At 72.1% G+C, this 13,333-nt stretch carries 16 protein-coding genes and 1 pseudogene; 8 read left to right on the top strand and 9 right to left on the bottom strand.

All coding sequences use genetic code 11. From position 1 onward, the window contains the following. Window position 1 precedes the first annotated feature (1 nt). Both ABZX11_RS22095 and ABZX11_RS22090 read left to right on the top strand, forming a co-directional pair. Window positions 2-787 (top strand): SDR family oxidoreductase, encoded by a 786-nt coding sequence (locus tag ABZX11_RS22095; protein WP_354915683.1) that lies wholly within the window; start codon window positions 2-4, stop codon window positions 785-787. A 4-nt stretch (window positions 788-791) separates the two neighbouring features. Further along, window positions 792-1,508 (top strand): GntR family transcriptional regulator, encoded by a 717-nt coding sequence (locus tag ABZX11_RS22090; protein ID WP_354915680.1) that lies wholly within the window; start codon window positions 792-794, stop codon window positions 1,506-1,508. Here ABZX11_RS22090 and ABZX11_RS22085 read toward each other — a convergent pair. Then, the gene (locus ABZX11_RS22085; RefSeq protein WP_354915677.1) at window positions 1,459-1,686 is read right to left on the bottom strand and encodes a hypothetical protein; all 228 of its coding nucleotides are present in this window, start codon (window positions 1,684-1,686) and stop codon (window positions 1,459-1,461) included. The two genes, ABZX11_RS22090 and ABZX11_RS22085, sit on opposite strands and share 50 nt — an antisense overlap. Before the next feature lie 86 nt (window positions 1,687-1,772). Between ABZX11_RS22085 and ABZX11_RS22080 the strand changes: the two genes are divergently transcribed. The 3 genes from ABZX11_RS22080 to ABZX11_RS22070 all read left to right on the top strand — a co-directional run bounded on the left by ABZX11_RS22080 (window position 1,773) and on the right by ABZX11_RS22070 (window position 5,328). Beyond that, window positions 1,773-2,750, top strand: coding sequence for a DUF5937 family protein (locus ABZX11_RS22080; RefSeq protein WP_354915674.1), 978 nt, complete (start codon window positions 1,773-1,775; stop codon window positions 2,748-2,750). 34 nt (window positions 2,751-2,784) lie between these two features. Continuing rightward, window positions 2,785-3,966, top strand: coding sequence for a CoA transferase (locus tag ABZX11_RS22075; protein WP_354915671.1), 1,182 nt, complete (start codon window positions 2,785-2,787; stop codon window positions 3,964-3,966). A gap of 93 nt (window positions 3,967-4,059) precedes the next feature. Then, the gene (locus ABZX11_RS22070; protein ID WP_354915668.1) at window positions 4,060-5,328 is read left to right on the top strand and encodes an aminotransferase class III-fold pyridoxal phosphate-dependent enzyme; all 1,269 of its coding nucleotides are present in this window, start codon (window positions 4,060-4,062) and stop codon (window positions 5,326-5,328) included. Between the two features lie 154 nt (window positions 5,329-5,482). Here ABZX11_RS22070 and ABZX11_RS22065 read toward each other — a convergent pair whose 3' ends face one another. The 7 genes from ABZX11_RS22065 to ABZX11_RS22035 form a co-directional block, all read right to left on the bottom strand. After that, the gene (locus ABZX11_RS22065) at window positions 5,483-5,899 is read right to left on the bottom strand and encodes a VOC family protein (RefSeq protein ID WP_354915803.1); all 417 of its coding nucleotides are present in this window, start codon (window positions 5,897-5,899) and stop codon (window positions 5,483-5,485) included. Then, the gene (locus ABZX11_RS22060; protein WP_004561810.1) at window positions 5,899-6,096 is read right to left on the bottom strand and encodes a hypothetical protein; all 198 of its coding nucleotides are present in this window, start codon (window positions 6,094-6,096) and stop codon (window positions 5,899-5,901) included. Before ABZX11_RS22060 ends, ABZX11_RS22065 begins: the two co-directional genes overlap by 1 nt. 133 nt (window positions 6,097-6,229) lie before the next feature. Then, entirely contained in the window at window positions 6,230-6,733 is a 504-nt protein-coding gene (locus tag ABZX11_RS22055; RefSeq protein ID WP_354915665.1) for a GNAT family N-acetyltransferase, read from the bottom strand. A gap of 31 nt (window positions 6,734-6,764) precedes the next feature. Then, the gene (locus ABZX11_RS22050) at window positions 6,765-7,550 is read right to left on the bottom strand and encodes an IclR family transcriptional regulator (protein ID WP_176175149.1); all 786 of its coding nucleotides are present in this window, start codon (window positions 7,548-7,550) and stop codon (window positions 6,765-6,767) included. Between the two features lie 122 nt (window positions 7,551-7,672). Continuing rightward, a complete protein-coding gene (locus ABZX11_RS22045) occupies window positions 7,673-8,368 on the bottom strand; it encodes a family 16 glycoside hydrolase (RefSeq protein ID WP_354915662.1) in 696 nt (231 codons plus the stop codon). 82 nt (window positions 8,369-8,450) lie between these two features. Next, entirely contained in the window at window positions 8,451-10,013 is a 1,563-nt protein-coding gene (locus ABZX11_RS22040; protein WP_354915659.1) for a PH domain-containing protein, read from the bottom strand. Next, window positions 10,010-10,519, bottom strand: a complete 510-nt coding sequence (locus ABZX11_RS22035; RefSeq protein ID WP_354915656.1) for a PH domain-containing protein — start codon at window positions 10,517-10,519, stop codon at window positions 10,010-10,012. Before ABZX11_RS22035 ends, ABZX11_RS22040 begins: the two co-directional genes overlap by 4 nt. A gap of 173 nt (window positions 10,520-10,692) precedes the next feature. Here ABZX11_RS22035 and ABZX11_RS22030 point away from each other — a divergent pair, with 173 nt between their 5' ends. Continuing rightward, entirely contained in the window at window positions 10,693-11,610 is a 918-nt protein-coding gene (locus tag ABZX11_RS22030; RefSeq protein WP_176175153.1) for a PAC2 family protein, read from the top strand. Beyond that, window positions 11,610-12,341 (top strand): class I SAM-dependent methyltransferase, encoded by a 732-nt coding sequence (locus ABZX11_RS22025; protein WP_354915652.1) that lies wholly within the window; start codon window positions 11,610-11,612, stop codon window positions 12,339-12,341. The genes ABZX11_RS22030 and ABZX11_RS22025 overlap by 1 nt, the downstream gene beginning before the upstream one ends. A gap of 3 nt (window positions 12,342-12,344) precedes the next feature. On the opposite strand, the gene ABZX11_RS22020 is transcribed toward ABZX11_RS22025, so the two are convergent. Further along, a complete protein-coding gene (locus ABZX11_RS22020; protein ID WP_354915649.1) occupies window positions 12,345-12,500 on the bottom strand; it encodes a hypothetical protein in 156 nt (51 codons plus the stop codon). 369 nt (window positions 12,501-12,869) lie between these two features. Here ABZX11_RS22020 and ABZX11_RS22015 point away from each other — a divergent pair. Continuing rightward, window positions 12,870-13,217, top strand: a pseudogene (locus ABZX11_RS22015) (PaaI family thioesterase); the annotation flags it as partial. Window positions 13,218-13,333 lie beyond the last annotated feature (116 nt).

Here is a 13,333-nt window from a genome sequence, read left to right as displayed (position 1 = left end):
CATGGGTCGGTTGGCCGGCAAGGTTGCGGTGGTCTTCGGCGGCGCGCGGGGCATCGGCCTCGCCACCGTGAAGGAGTTCCTCGCCGAGGGTGCGACGGTCTTCGCTTCCGACATCCGCGAGCCCGCGGATGCGGTCGACGGCTACCGCCACTCCATAGTGGACGCCACCGACGAGGCCGCGGTGGCCGCGTTCGTCGACGGTGTCGTCGCCGAGGCCGGCCGGATCGACGTGCTGTTCAACAACGTCGGCATCCACCTCGGGAAGTCCCTCGTGGACACCACGCTGGCGGAGTTCGACCACATCTTCGCGCTCAACGTGCGGGCCGCCTTCCTCGGCACCCGCGCGGTGCTGCCGCACATGATCGCGCAGAAGGCGGGCAGCATCGTCACGACGTCGTCCAACGGCGGCGTGATGGGCCGCCCCGGCGACCCGGTGTACAACGCCACCAAGCACGCGCTGGTCGGGCTGACGAAGTCGATCGCCGTCGCGCACGCGCACCAGGGCATCCGGGCCAACACGGTCAACCCGGGCGCGATCGACACCGACATGCTGCGCAGCACGCTCAACTCGCCGGAGGAGTTCGAGACCAAGCAGCACCAGCTGGTCGCGAGCACGCCCGCCGCGCGCGTCGGCGAGGCGTGGGAGGTCGCGAAGGCCGTGGTCTTCCTGGCCAGTGACGAGTCGAGGTTCGTCAACGGCGTCGTGCTGCCGATCGACGGCGCGAAGGCCGCGGGGGCGATGCCGGGCAACCGGTACAGCCTCGATTTCGAGCTCGGCGTCAGGTAGCGCCGTGACCGTCGATGCCTCGGGGCTGGAGAGCGCGCGGCACCTGCTCGAGCGCAGCGGCACGGCCGAGCGGGTCGCCGCGATCCTGCGCCAGTACATCACCGACGGCGTCTTCGCCCCCGGCGAACGGCTGTCCGAACCGGCGATCAGCGCGGCGCTCGGCGTCTCGCGCAACACGCTGCGCGAATCGTTCCAGCTGCTGGCCCACGAGCGGCTGGCCGTGCACGAGCTGAACCGCGGCGTGTTCGTGCGCGAGCTGACCACAGAGGACATCGAGGACCTCTACGTCGTCCGCCGCGCCACCGAGTGCGGTGCCCTGCGGCGCGCGGCCGAGCTGTCCACTGTGGATCTTTCGCCGGTGGAGCGGGCGCTGGCGGACGGCCGGCAGGCGGCCGAAGCCGAGGACTGGCCGTCGGTCGGCACCGCCAGCATCCACTTCCACCAGGCGCTCGCCGACCTGGCGGGCAGCGAGCGCCTCTCCGCGACGATGCGCCAGGTGCTCGCCGAGACGCGGCTGTTCTTCGTGCTCAACGAGAACACGCGCGCGTTCTACGAGCCGTTCCTCGACTGTCACGAGCAGATCCTGCGCGACCTGCGCCGCGGCCGGTTCGACGCGGCGGAGGCCGCGCTGGACCGCTACCTGCGTGACGCCGAGGTCCGGCTGCTCGAACTCAGTGCACCGGGAACACGACGGTCAGGCGGTACGGCCGGCGGATCGTGACGGGGTGGTAGCGCCCGGCGGCGTCGGCGACCCAGCTCTGGTGGGCGATGGTGCCGAAGAGGGAACACGTGCGGTAGCCGGCGGCGGCCGGACCATCGGCGCGCGCCGGGGTGGCCGGTACCGAGGCGAGCAGCACGGCGGCCACGGCGGCGGTGGTCGTCGCACGTCGGAAGCTCACCACCCCACTCAACCCCGCGGGAACCGCCGACCGGAAAGGATTCGAATCGGTTCAAATCGACCGTTCCGCCTGCTACCTTCGCTTGGGTGTTCAAGCTGCGGGTCGATGCCGAGACGGTGGCCAGGACACGGTTTTCCCCGTCACTGGCGGCGGAGTCCCTCGCCTGGCTGAAGCTCGCCGCCGACGCGGGCAGGCACCCGGTGTTCGGCGATCCCGGCCCGCTCGCCCGCGGTGCGCTCGCCCACCCCGACGTCGCCCTGCTCCTGGACCTGCTGCCGCGCCCCGGCGAGGTCTACACGCCGGACCTGCTCACCCCGCAGCCGGGCACGGCCACCCGGCCGCGTGAGCTGCTCGACGAGCAGATCGCGCGGATCGAGGCGACCACGCAGGACGAGGTCGAGGCCCAGGTGCTCGCCCACACGCAGGTCCACTGGACCAGGCCCGTGCCGGTGACCGCCCGCCGCAGCGTCGAGTCGGGGTCGATGCCCCGGCGGCTGGCCAACGGCCTCGCCCGGTTCTGGCGCGACGCGCTCGCCGAGGACTGGGCCGGCCTGCAGACGGTCCTCGACCGGGACATCACCCACCGCGCGCAGTACATCGCCCGCCACGGCGTCGGCGGGGTGCTCGACAGCCTGCACCCGTCCATCGGCTGGGCCGGTGACGCGATCACGGTCGTCAAGCCGTTCGACGGCGAGGCCGATGTCTCCGGCCGGGAGCTGGTCCTGGCCCCCGGCGTGCTCAGCTGGCCGGTCATCAGCATCCAGATCGACATCCCCGGCCAGGTCGTCCTCTGCTACCCGGCCCAGGGCGTCGGCACCGGCACCGGCCACCGGCCGGGCCGGATCGCACCGGTCGTCGGCGCGGCCCGGGCGGCGCTGCTGGCCGACCTCGAGTCCGCGCGGTCGACCTCGGAGCTGGCCGCCCGGACCGGGTACAGCGCGGGGACGGTGTCGTACCACCTGAGCGCGTTGCACCGGGCGGGCCTGGTCAGCAAGGTCAGGGACGGCCGGTACGTGCTCTACCGGCGGACCGCCCAGGCCGTCGTGCTCCTCGAGTCCGGGTAGAAAGGGGACCGAACCGCCTGACGAGGAGCCGCCGATGCCCCCTGCTGTCCGCCCGCTCGACGGGATCAAGGTCGTCGACCTCTCGCGCATCCTCGCCGGGCCGTACTGCACCCAGTACCTCGGCGAGATGGGTGCGGACGTGGTCAAGGTCGAGCCGCCGGGCCACGGCGACGACACCCGCGGCTGGGGGCCGCCGTTCGTCGGCGACGAGGCCGTCTACTACCTCGCGGCGAACCGGAACAAGCGCGGGATCGTGCTCGACCTCAAGAGCGACCGCGGCCGTGATGCCCTCCGGCGGCTGGTCGCCGGGGCCGACGTGCTCGTCGAGAACTTCCGCCCGGGGACGCTGGAGAAGTGGGGCATCGGCTACGAGGAGCTGTCCGCGCTGAACCCGCGGCTGATCCACGTGTCGATCACCGGGTTCGGGCAGACCGGCCCGTACCGCGACCGCGCCGGGTACGACCTGGTGGCGCAGGCCATGGGCGGCGTGATGTCGCTGACCGGCGAGCCGGACGGCGCGCCGGCGAAGGTCGGGCTGCCGGTGGCCGACCTGAACGCGGGGACGTGGGCGATCATCGGCGTGCTGATGGCGTTGCAGGCCCGGCACACGACCGGCCGCGGCCAGTACCTCGACGTGTCCCTTTTGGACAGTCAGCTGGCCTGGCACGTGTACGCCGCGGGCGCGGTGTTCCACGACGCGCCCCGCCCGCGCCGGATGGGCTCGGCGCACCCGAGCATCGTCCCGTACCAGGGCTACCACGTCGCCGACGGCTGGCTGGTCATCGCGGTCGGCAGCGAGAAGCTGTGGCAGGCGTTCTGCGGGGTGCTGGGCCTGGACATCGCGGCCGACCCGCGGTTCTCCTCGAACGCCCTGCGCGCTGCGCACCGGGACGAGCTGAACGCGCTGCTGGAACCGGTGCTCCTGACCCGCTCGGCGGCGGAGTGGATGAAGGCGTTCGACGCGGCGGGCATCCCGGCGGCGCCGGTCAACGAGGTCGACGACGTCTACGCGGACCCGTGGGTCCAGGCGCGCGAGCAGGTGGTCCGGCTGCCGCACCCGACGCTGGGGACGTACGTGGGCACGGGCTTCCCGGTGAAGGCGTCGGACACCCCGGCGCGGCCGACGTCCGCCCCGCCGACCCTGGGCCAGCACACCGCGGAGGTGCTCGCCGAGCTGGGTTACTCGCCGGCGGAGATCGCGGAGTACCTGGACTGACCGGCCGGTTTCCCGAGGCGAACTGTGCACGATGGAGTGGTCGCTTTCGGCGCTTCGCCCTGGTAGGGATGGGGGCAGGAGCGAGGAGGACCGATGTCAGCACAGCACGCCCTGTGGCACCCGTTCGCCGACATGGGCGCGGTCGACAGCGACCGGATGGTCATCACCCGAGGCGAGGGCTCGTACGTCTGGGACGAAGCGGGCCGCAGGTACTTCGACGCGACGGCGTCGCTCTGGTACGCGAACTTCGGCCACGGCCGTCCGGAGATCACCGAAGCCGTCTCCCGCCAGCTGGGGGCGCTCGACTCGTGGAACCTGTTCGGCTACAACGCGAACCGCCCGGCGATCGAGCTGGCGGACCGCGTGGCGGCCCTGGCACCGGAGCCGGGGTCGAAGGTGTTCTTCGGTTCCGGCGGCGGCGACGTCATCGACACGGCGGTGAAGCTGGCCCGGGCGTACTTCGTGCAGACGGGCCGTCCGGAGAAGGTCCACGTGATCGGCCGCGCGCAGGGATACCACGGAACGCACGGCTTCGGCACGGCGGTCGGCGGCATCCCGGCGAACGCGGCGGGCGTCGGCCCGCAGCCGCCGGAGTTCTCGCACGTCCCGTACGACGACGCGGCCGCGCTGGAGGCGGAGATCCAGCGGGTGGGCGCCGCCCGCGTCGCGGCGTTCTTCTGCGAACCGGTGATCGGAGCGGGCGGCGTGCTGCTGCCGCCGGAGGGCTACCTCGAGGAGGTGGCGGCGATCTGCCGCCGGCACGAGGTGCTGTTCGTGGCGGACTGCGTGATCGCGGCCTGGGGCCGGCTGGGGACGTGGTTCGGGATCGACCGGTGGCCGGTCAAGCCGGACCTGATCACGACGGCGAAGGGCATCACGGGCGGAACGATCCCGCTGGGAGCGCTGGTGGTGGCACCGGAGGTGGCGGCGCCGTTCTTCACGGGCAAGCCGGGAGCCCCGATCTTCCGCCACGGACCGACGTACGCGGGCCACCCGGTGGCCTGCGCGGCGGGGCTGGCAACGTTGGACATCTACGAGCGCGAAGGCTTGATCCCGCGGGGCCGCGAGCTGGAGAAACCCCTGGCGGACGCGGTATCGGGGGTCAGCGGGCACGAGTTGGTGGCGGAGGTCCGTGCGGGCGTGGGCTTCTTGGCGGCGGTGGAGCTGAAGGCGGAGGTGGTGGACGCGGACCCGGGAGCCCCGGTGAAGCTGCAGCGGGCGTGCCGCGACGAGGGCGTGATCGTCCGGAACCTGGGCCGGGGCGTGGCGGTTTCGCCGCCATTGGTGGCGGCGGAACCGGAGCTGGACCTCCTGGCGGCGGCCCTGCCGAAGGCTTTGGACCGCTTGGCGGCGCAGGTCTGAGCTCGCGCCGGTGGCGCTGGCGTGATTGCGCCCGGGACTCGTGATCGAGCCCGGATCTCGCGTGATCGAAGCCGGAATTCGCGTGACCGGGCCCCGATCTCACCTGCCGGGCCGGCGGCGGCCCCCAGTCCGCCGCCGGCCCGGCAGGCTCGGCTCAAGAAACGCAGAACTCGTTCCCCTCCGGGTCGGCCATCGTCACCCAGCTGTGCGGCCCCTGCCGCCCCCGCCACAGGAACTCCGCCCCGCGCGCCTTCAGCTTCTCGACTGTTGTCTCGACGTTGTCCGCGCCCACCCACACATCCACGTGGACGCGGTTCTTCACCGTCTTCGCCTCCGGTACTTCCTGGAAGAGGATCCGCCGCGGTGGCCCGTCCGGTGGCGAGTCCGGGTGGCGGATCCCCGCCCCGGTGCGCCACACCAGCGACCCCCGGTAGGTGCGGGTCTCCTCCTCCTTGGCATACCCCTTCGCGATCATCTCGCGGACGAAGCCCTCGTCCGTCGGCTCCACGGACCAGCCGAGCGTCTCGGCCCACCAGTCGGCGAGCACGTGCGGGTCGGCCGCATCCACCACTACCTGGAAGTCATACGCCATACCGGCACATTAACGACCGAGTCCGACATTTTCCGGAGCATCGGGTCCTCGGGCACGACCGTGAAGCGCCACTTGTCCACGCCGCCGCCCATGATCTCGGCGTACCGGCGGGCGCCGTCGGCGTTGGCGAAGCGGACCTGCTGGCCGTTCGTCAGGTGGGTGATCTTGACCGCCACTACTACCTCCCGAAGTTGGTGGGCCGGCCCTCGGAGCTTCCCCCTCCGGGACCGGCAGGCACAGTAGAACACATGTTCGACCGACCGCGCCAGTCTCTCCCCCAACTAGGGGACCGAAGAAAGAAACCGCAGGTCAGAGCGGTCGGATCATGGCGACACGCGGCCAGGTGTCGAGACCACGGGCGGCTTCGGCGCGGCGGATCGAGCGCAATCCGGCGCCGATTTCCGCGTCCGGGATCACCCGGAACCGCAGCCGCTCGTAGTACGGCGCGTTCCACGGCACGGATTCGAACGTCGTCAGCGTCAACGCCGGCAGCCCGCGCCCGGCCGCCCACTCCGCCAGGGTCTCGATCAGCGCGCGGCCGATGCCTCGCCGCGCGTGGGACGGCCGGACCGAGACCTGCTCGATGTGCGCGCACCCGTCGACGACGTCCGCGACGAGGTAGCCCACCGGCCGGTCTTCGGCGTCGACGCTCACCCACGCGCGCCCGGCCGACTGGTACGCCGCCAGTTCCGCCACCGATCCCGGGTCGTCGTCGGCGATCGCGGCCATGCCGACCTCGCGGAACAGCGCGCCGGCCTCGACTTCGACGTCGACGAGCGCGGGCAGGTCCTCGGGGTGCGCGAGCCGGATCACCCAGGCAGTTCTACGCGCCCGCGCGGGTTTCTCACAGCGAATAAGACGAGATCGCCCGCTGGATGCGGACCGCGTACTCCTGCAGCGCGGTGATGGCCGCCTGCCGGGCCTCTTCGGTGATCCGGGCGGCCGGGCCGGCCAGGCTCAGCACCGTGGGCCGCCTGCCGATCGTCTGCACCGGCACCGAACACGCCCAGACGCCTTCGTCGAGCTCGCCGGAGCTGACCGCGTACCGGTTCTCCAGCGCCCACTTCAGCTCGTCGCGCACCGCGGCGCCGCGCTCTTCGACGATCGCCGCCCAGCGCCGTTCCCGCTCGATCTCCGGCAGCAGCGCGAGCAGCATCTTGCCGGACGCGCCCACCCCGAGCGGCAGCGAATGCCCCGGCTCGAACGTGAACCGCATGGCGCGGTCGCACTCGACGCGGTCCGCGCACACCGCGGCGTCGCCGAACCGCTGGAACAGCATCACCGTCTCGCCGAGCTCCCGCGCGGCTTCCTCCATCGACGGCCGCGCCAGCCGGACCATGTCGTTCGCCAGCTGCGCGGCCCGCGCCAGCGGCATCACCTGGCTGGTCAGGTGGTAGTGGCCGGCGCGGCCCTCCTCGAGCAGCTGCAGCTCCTTGAGGAGGGCCACGTACCGGTACGTCGTCGCCACCGGGGTGCCGATCGTCGCGGCCAGCTCGGCGACGCTCGCCTCCCACCGGCGCTCCGAAAAGGCCAGCAGCAGCTGGAGAACCTTGCGGGAACTGCTGGCTCCCGGGGTGCGGCGCGGTGAAGTGGTGGCGGAACCGTCGGCGGTGCTGACGGCAGGCGTCATCGTAGCCCTCTCGGTGAGACAAAAACTACCTTCGCTATCACACGGGGTGAATAAATTAGCACGTAGTGTGAAAGGAAGGCCAGCAATAGGCCCGGAAAAAGGCCATCACCGCCGCACCGAGGTCACATCGTGAGAAACTCGCCCGGTTTCGTCACCACCGGTGACTCGACGTAGAGCCCGCGGTACTCGTCCTGGATCCCGGAGTTGTGCACCTGCAGCGCGAGCGGGCCGACGCGCCCCGCGGTCTTGTCGGTGAACCGCAGCACTTCGACGCCCTTGCAGGTGATCGCCGTGCCGGTGAGCGGGCAGCAGGCCATCCGCGCGACCCCGGTGGCGGCGTCGCCGATCAGCTCGCACTGGGCCCACTTCTTGATGTCGATCGTGGTGTGCGGCAGCTGCTGGAACAGTTTCCCGCCGCCGTTGTTGTGCCCCGGCCGGTAGTCCCAGTGCCCGCCGTTCGGCGGCTGGAACTGGATCGCGCTCAGCGCGTCGCGGATCGGATCGGTGGTGCCCCAGATCAGCACGGTCGGTTTGTGGTTGCCCTTGACCTGCCGCACGCTGAATATCCACCGAAACGTGCCGACCTGCTGTTTGTTGTAGTACAACCAGCCGCGCGCGGTGCCATTGCCGTGGATGACGCCGTTCTTCGCCGACCAGAGCCCGTCTTTCGACGAGGTCCACCCGCCGAGGCCGGTGCCGTCGAACATCGGCACCAGATTCGGGTCACCGTAGGGGTTGTCCGCGGCCGACGCGGTGGGGGCCATGGCCGAGGCCACGACGATCCCCGCGGCCAGCACAGCGAAGAGCTTCCGGAACATCCTGCCGTCCTCTCGTGAACGCGAACTGCGGTCGAGGGTTTCGGACGGCGAACTGCACGCTACGAGCGTTGCCGGTGAGCCGTCAACCGCGGTCCCGGTCACCGGTGAGGAACGGGGCCAGCAAGCCGGGGACGGCCCGGTCGGCGAGCGCCAGCCCGTCGGCCTCGCCGACGTCGGGCACCGCGTACTTCCCCTTGCCCGCGGCCACCGGCGCGATCAGCGTGACCAGCCCGGCCCGGCGCTGGAAGTACGAGCGCTCCACGACGATCCCGGTCATCCCGTCGCAGCGGACCGCCGCCGTGCCGCGGTCCAGCGACCCCGACCGCGTCACGAGGTAGCGGCCGGTGAGCGCGTGACCGAGGCCGCGGTAGCGGTCCCAGCCGACGAGCGCGGCGAACGGCACCAGCAGGAGCGCGACCTGCCACGGCCAGTCCGGCAGCGCGCCGAGCCACGCCAGGCCGTAGAGCGCCGCGGCGAACAGCAGCACGCTGAAGACGGCCCGGGACAGCCGCCGGTACAGCGCCCGGCGCGGGTGGCGCACCAGCGGCGTCGCCACCGGGTCCTCGCCCAGCACGTCGGCGACGACTTCGTGCGCACGTGCCAGCGGCGCCGGCGGCAGCAGCAGGCTGCCGCCCTTGTCGGCGCTCTTGCCCTCCCGCAGGCCGGCGGCGATGGCGACGCAGCGGGCGCCGCCGGCCAGCCGCAGCGGCAGCGGCTCGCGGATTTCGGCGCCGCGCAGGCGGTCCTCCTCGATCGACACCGACCGGGTGGTGATCAGCCCGCGCCGGATGTGCAGCGTCCCGGCGGGCTCGCGGGTGAGCCGGAAGTTCCAGAACGACAGCACGTACCCGCCGACCGACAGCAGCGCGACGAGCACCAGCAGCCCGACGGCCGCGAGCACCAGGCTCACCCACACCGGGGTGTCGGCGAAGTGCCCGACGACCGCCTGGACCAGCGAGAACTGGATCGGGTCGAAGTGCAGCTCGTGCGCGAAGTGGTAGACCGTGCCGACGGCGGCACCGACCACGGCCAGCCCGGACAGCGTGAACGGCGCGTACCGCAGCCACCGCTTGTCGACCGCGGCGATCAGCTGCTCCTGAGGCGCGGCGGTGGCTTCCTCAGGGGCGGCGGCCTCGGCCTTGCGGTGCAGCAGCAGCGTCCGCAGCCGCTGGGCCTCGGCGATGGTGACGGCGTCCAGGACGAGTTCGTCCTTGCCCGGCCCCTTCCCATGCGAGTGGCGTCCGGTGCCGATCCGCGCGGCGGCCAGCGAGAAGAGCCGGTGCTTCGGCTCGGAGGTGACGTCCACCGTGCGGATCCGGTCGCGCGGAACGGCCCGGTGCTTCCGCGAAAGCAGCCCCGTGCGCCACTCGACCTGCGACTCGGTGATCCGGTAGCGCGAGGTGAGCACGTGCGAGACACCGGTGAACACGGCGATCGCGGTGAACACGAGGCCGACCCACTGCCACGGTTCGCCGTGGCCGAACAGCAGCGCGCCGGCCAGCACCGGCAGCGACTTCACCAGGTCCAGCACGGGCCGGATGAGCAGCATCCGCCGGTCGAGGTGGTGCCACGGCGCGTCCTGCGTGCCCTCGGCGGGCGGCGTGACGGCGGGTTCGGTGCTCTCCGCGGCTTCGGTGGGGGTCACGTCGCGTCCCCGCGGACGGCCTGGGTCGTCTTCGTGAGCTCGTCGGCCAGTACGAGCGCGCGGTCGTGCGCCAGGCCCGAGATGCGCAGCGGGCCGGCCGCGGACGCCGTCGTGACGGTGATCTTCGCCAGCCCGAACAGCTGCTCGAACGGGTCGCGCTCGATGTCGACGGTCTGGATCCGCGAAACCGGCGCGATCCGCCACTCCTGCTTCAGCCAGCCGGACTGCGTGTAGACGGCCTCCTCGGTGACCTCCCAGCGGTGCACGCGGTAGCGCCACTGGGGCATCACGATCAGGTGCAGCGGGCCGAGCACGCAGGAGAGCACCAGCGTCACGGTCAGGAACTCCGGCGCGTCGTCGCTGGTCACCACGATGAGCGTCTGGACGCCGATCAGGATGATCCACAGGATCGAGGCGGTCACCGTCCAGTAGCCGATGGCCCGGCGGCTGACCCGGTGCGCCGGCGGCCGCAGCCGCAGCGCCGTGTTCGTGGTGTGTTCGCTCACCGCTCAAGCGTGCCCGATCAGGGCCTTGCGTGCCCACGACACTTGTCGCGAAGGCGATCCGAACCGGCCTCGAACGCGTGGCGTTACGATCGGCGACACCGTCGGCGGAATGGAATCCCACCCGGGGTGTGTTGTGCTTGACGGATTGGTGTAGCGGAGACCAGGAGGACCCGGTGGGATTCGATCCCGACGACCTGTACGAGGTGGACTCGGACGTCCCCGACCTGACCGGAGCGGTGCTGCTGCACCACTTCGAGGGGTTCATGGACGCGGGCTCGGCGGGCCGTCTGCTGGCCGAGCACCTGCTGGGCGGCGAGCACCGGGTGATCGCCCGCTTCGACGTCGACCGGCTCATCGACTACCGCTCGCGGCGGCCGACGATGACCTACGCGGTCGACCACTGGGAGGACTACGACGCGCCCGAACTGGTCGTGCACCTGCTGCACGACACCGACGGCACGCCGTTCCTGCTGCTGTCCGGCCCGGAGCCGGACCACGACTGGGAGCGGTTCTCCGCGGCGGTCCGCAACCTCGTCGAGCGCTGGGGCGTCCGGCTGACCGCGGGCTTCCACGGCATCCCGATGGGCGCGCCGCACACCCGCCCGCTCGGCGTCACCGCGCACGCGACCCGCAAGGACCTGGTCGGCGACAACCAGCCGCTGCCGAACCGGCTGCAGGTCCCGGGCAGCCTGGCCGCGCTGCTGGAGTACCGCTTCGGCGAGTGGGGCCACGACGCGATGGGCTTCGCGGCGCACGTGCCGCACTACCTCGCGCAGTCGACGTACCCGGCGGCTTCGCTGATCGTGCTCGACGCGCTGAGCCGCGCGACCGGGCTGAGCCTGCCGGAGGGCGAGCTGCGCACGGCCGCCGACCTGGCCGACGCCGAGATCAACCGCCAGGTCGCCGAGTCCGACGAGATCGCCGACGTCGTCCGCGCCCTGGAGCGGCAGTACGACACGTTCATCGAGGCCTCCGACCGCGGCAGCCTGCTGGCGGAGTCGGTCGAGCACATGCCGACGGCGGAGGAACTCGGTTCCCAGTTCGAGCGGTTCCTGGCCGAGCAGAACGGCGGCGACGGCACCGAGCGCTGATGACGCGCTACGACGAGATCGGCATCGGCTACGCGGCGGGGCGGCGGACCGACCCGCGCTGGCTGGCGCCCGTGCTCGCCGCGCTGGGGCCGGCGGCTTCGGTGCTGGACGTCGGCTCGGGGACGGGGTCGTACGAGCCGCCGTCGCGGCGGGTGGTCGCGGTCGAGCCGTCGGTGGCGATGATCCGGCAACGCCCGCCCGGGGCCGCGCCGGTCGTGCGGGCGGTCGCCGAGGCGCTGCCGTTCGCCTCGGGCGCGTTCGACGCCGCGCTGGCGGTGTTGACCGTGCACCACTGGCCCGACTGGCGCGCCGGCCTCGACGAGCTGCGCCGCGTGGCGGGCCGCCGGGTGGTGCTGGCGTACGACACGGCCCGGCACAGCGACTTCTGGTTCGTGCGGGAGTACGTGCCGGAGGTGGCGTCCCTCGAGCGGTCGAGGCCTTCGGCGCCGGAGATCGCGGAGCACCTGGGTGCGGTGTCGGTGGTGCCGCTGCCGGTGCCGTGGGACTTCACGGACGGCGTGTTCCCGGCGTACTGGCGCCGCCCGGAGGCGTACCTCGACCCGGCGGTCCGGCGATCGTGTTCGGCACTGGCGCAGACGTCGCCGGAGGCGGTTACGCGGGGGATCGCGCGGCTGCGGGCGGACTTGGAGTCGGGACGCTGGCAGGCGGACCACGCGGAGCTGCTGGACCTGCCGGAGTGGGACGCGGGGTTCCGGCTGATCGTGGCGTAGGGCTCACCACTCGCTGCGCGCGAGCTTCCCGACGCCTTCCGCCGTGTCGCGGAACCCGGCCTCGCCCAGGACCGCCCGCAGCCGCGCGTTGAACTCCTCGATCGCCGGGCCGACCCGGACCAAAGCCTCTTCGCCGGCCGCCGTCAGCCGCAGCGCCACCGCCCGGTGTTCGTGCGGGCCGGTATGTGCGGGCCGACCAGGCACAGCTGACCCCAGCCAGCTCCCCACCCTCCCTGGGGGGCGTGCCCAAGTCCAGTCTATCGGTGCCCACCGACGGAAAGCCCGGAACATCCGCGAGCCGGCGGAGCTGTTCACAGCGAGTCCGGCATGTGGAGGAATCGCCGCAGCGGAAGAACCGCCCCGGCGGCTCGAGCACCGCGGCCGCCGGAAGCCGGCGGCGGCAACAGTCGCGAACCGGCTGCAACGACGGCCGTGCGACTCACCCGTCGCCGCCTTCACTGGACCTCTTCATGAGCTGGTACAGCGGCATCGCAGCAGCGCACACAGGTCTGGTGGGTCAGACTCCTCGGCGCCCGCCTGACCGAGTTCGGCGACGGCGCGGCCACCCTCGAACTGGACATCCGCGAAGAACTCCACCAGCAGAACGGTTACGTCCACGGCGGCGTGCTCGCCTACGCCGCGGACAACGCGCTGACCTTCGCCGCCGGCATCGTCCTCGGCCCGGCGCTGCTCACCGCCGGCTTCACGATCGACTACCTCCGGCCCGCGGTCGGCGAGGTCCTGCGCGCCCGCGCCGTCGTCGTGCAGGCCGGGCGGTCGCGGGCCACCTGCCGCTGCGAGCTGTACACAGTGGACGGAGAGACCGAGCCGGTCCTGTGCGCCGCCGCGCAGGGGAGTGCGCGGCGGAAAGGCTGAAAGCTTCTGGACCGGTAGGCGTGGTCGGCCGTTTCGGGTGCGCGGGCGATGGTCGAGGGGATCATCCACCGGTATCGGGGCGGGTCGGCGGGCTGCTGGTTGCCCACCACCCCGAA

The organism is Amycolatopsis sp. NPDC004169 (genome assembly GCF_040610315.1).
In the GTDB taxonomy this organism is placed as follows: Bacteria; Actinomycetota; Actinomycetes; order Mycobacteriales; family Pseudonocardiaceae; genus Amycolatopsis.
Note: the sequence above shows the minus strand (reverse complement) of the source record. Positions and strands in the feature narration are given on the sequence as shown.

Coding starts and splice junctions, on each gene's coding strand:
- ABZX11_RS22095 (WP_354915683.1), top strand. CDS start 2: ATGGGTCGGTTGGCCGGCAAGGTTGCGGTGGTCTTCGGCGGCGCGCGG.
- ABZX11_RS22075 (WP_354915671.1), top strand. CDS start 2,785: ATGCCCCCTGCTGTCCGCCCGCTCGACGGGATCAAGGTCGTCGACCTC.
- ABZX11_RS22070 (WP_354915668.1), top strand. CDS start 4,060: ATGTCAGCACAGCACGCCCTGTGGCACCCGTTCGCCGACATGGGCGCG.
- ABZX11_RS22050 (WP_176175149.1), bottom strand. CDS start 7,550: ATGACGCCTGCCGTCAGCACCGCCGACGGTTCCGCCACCACTTCACCG.
- ABZX11_RS22045 (WP_354915662.1), bottom strand. CDS start 8,368: ATGTTCCGGAAGCTCTTCGCTGTGCTGGCCGCGGGGATCGTCGTGGCC.
- ABZX11_RS22025 (WP_354915652.1), top strand. CDS start 11,610: ATGACGCGCTACGACGAGATCGGCATCGGCTACGCGGCGGGGCGGCGG.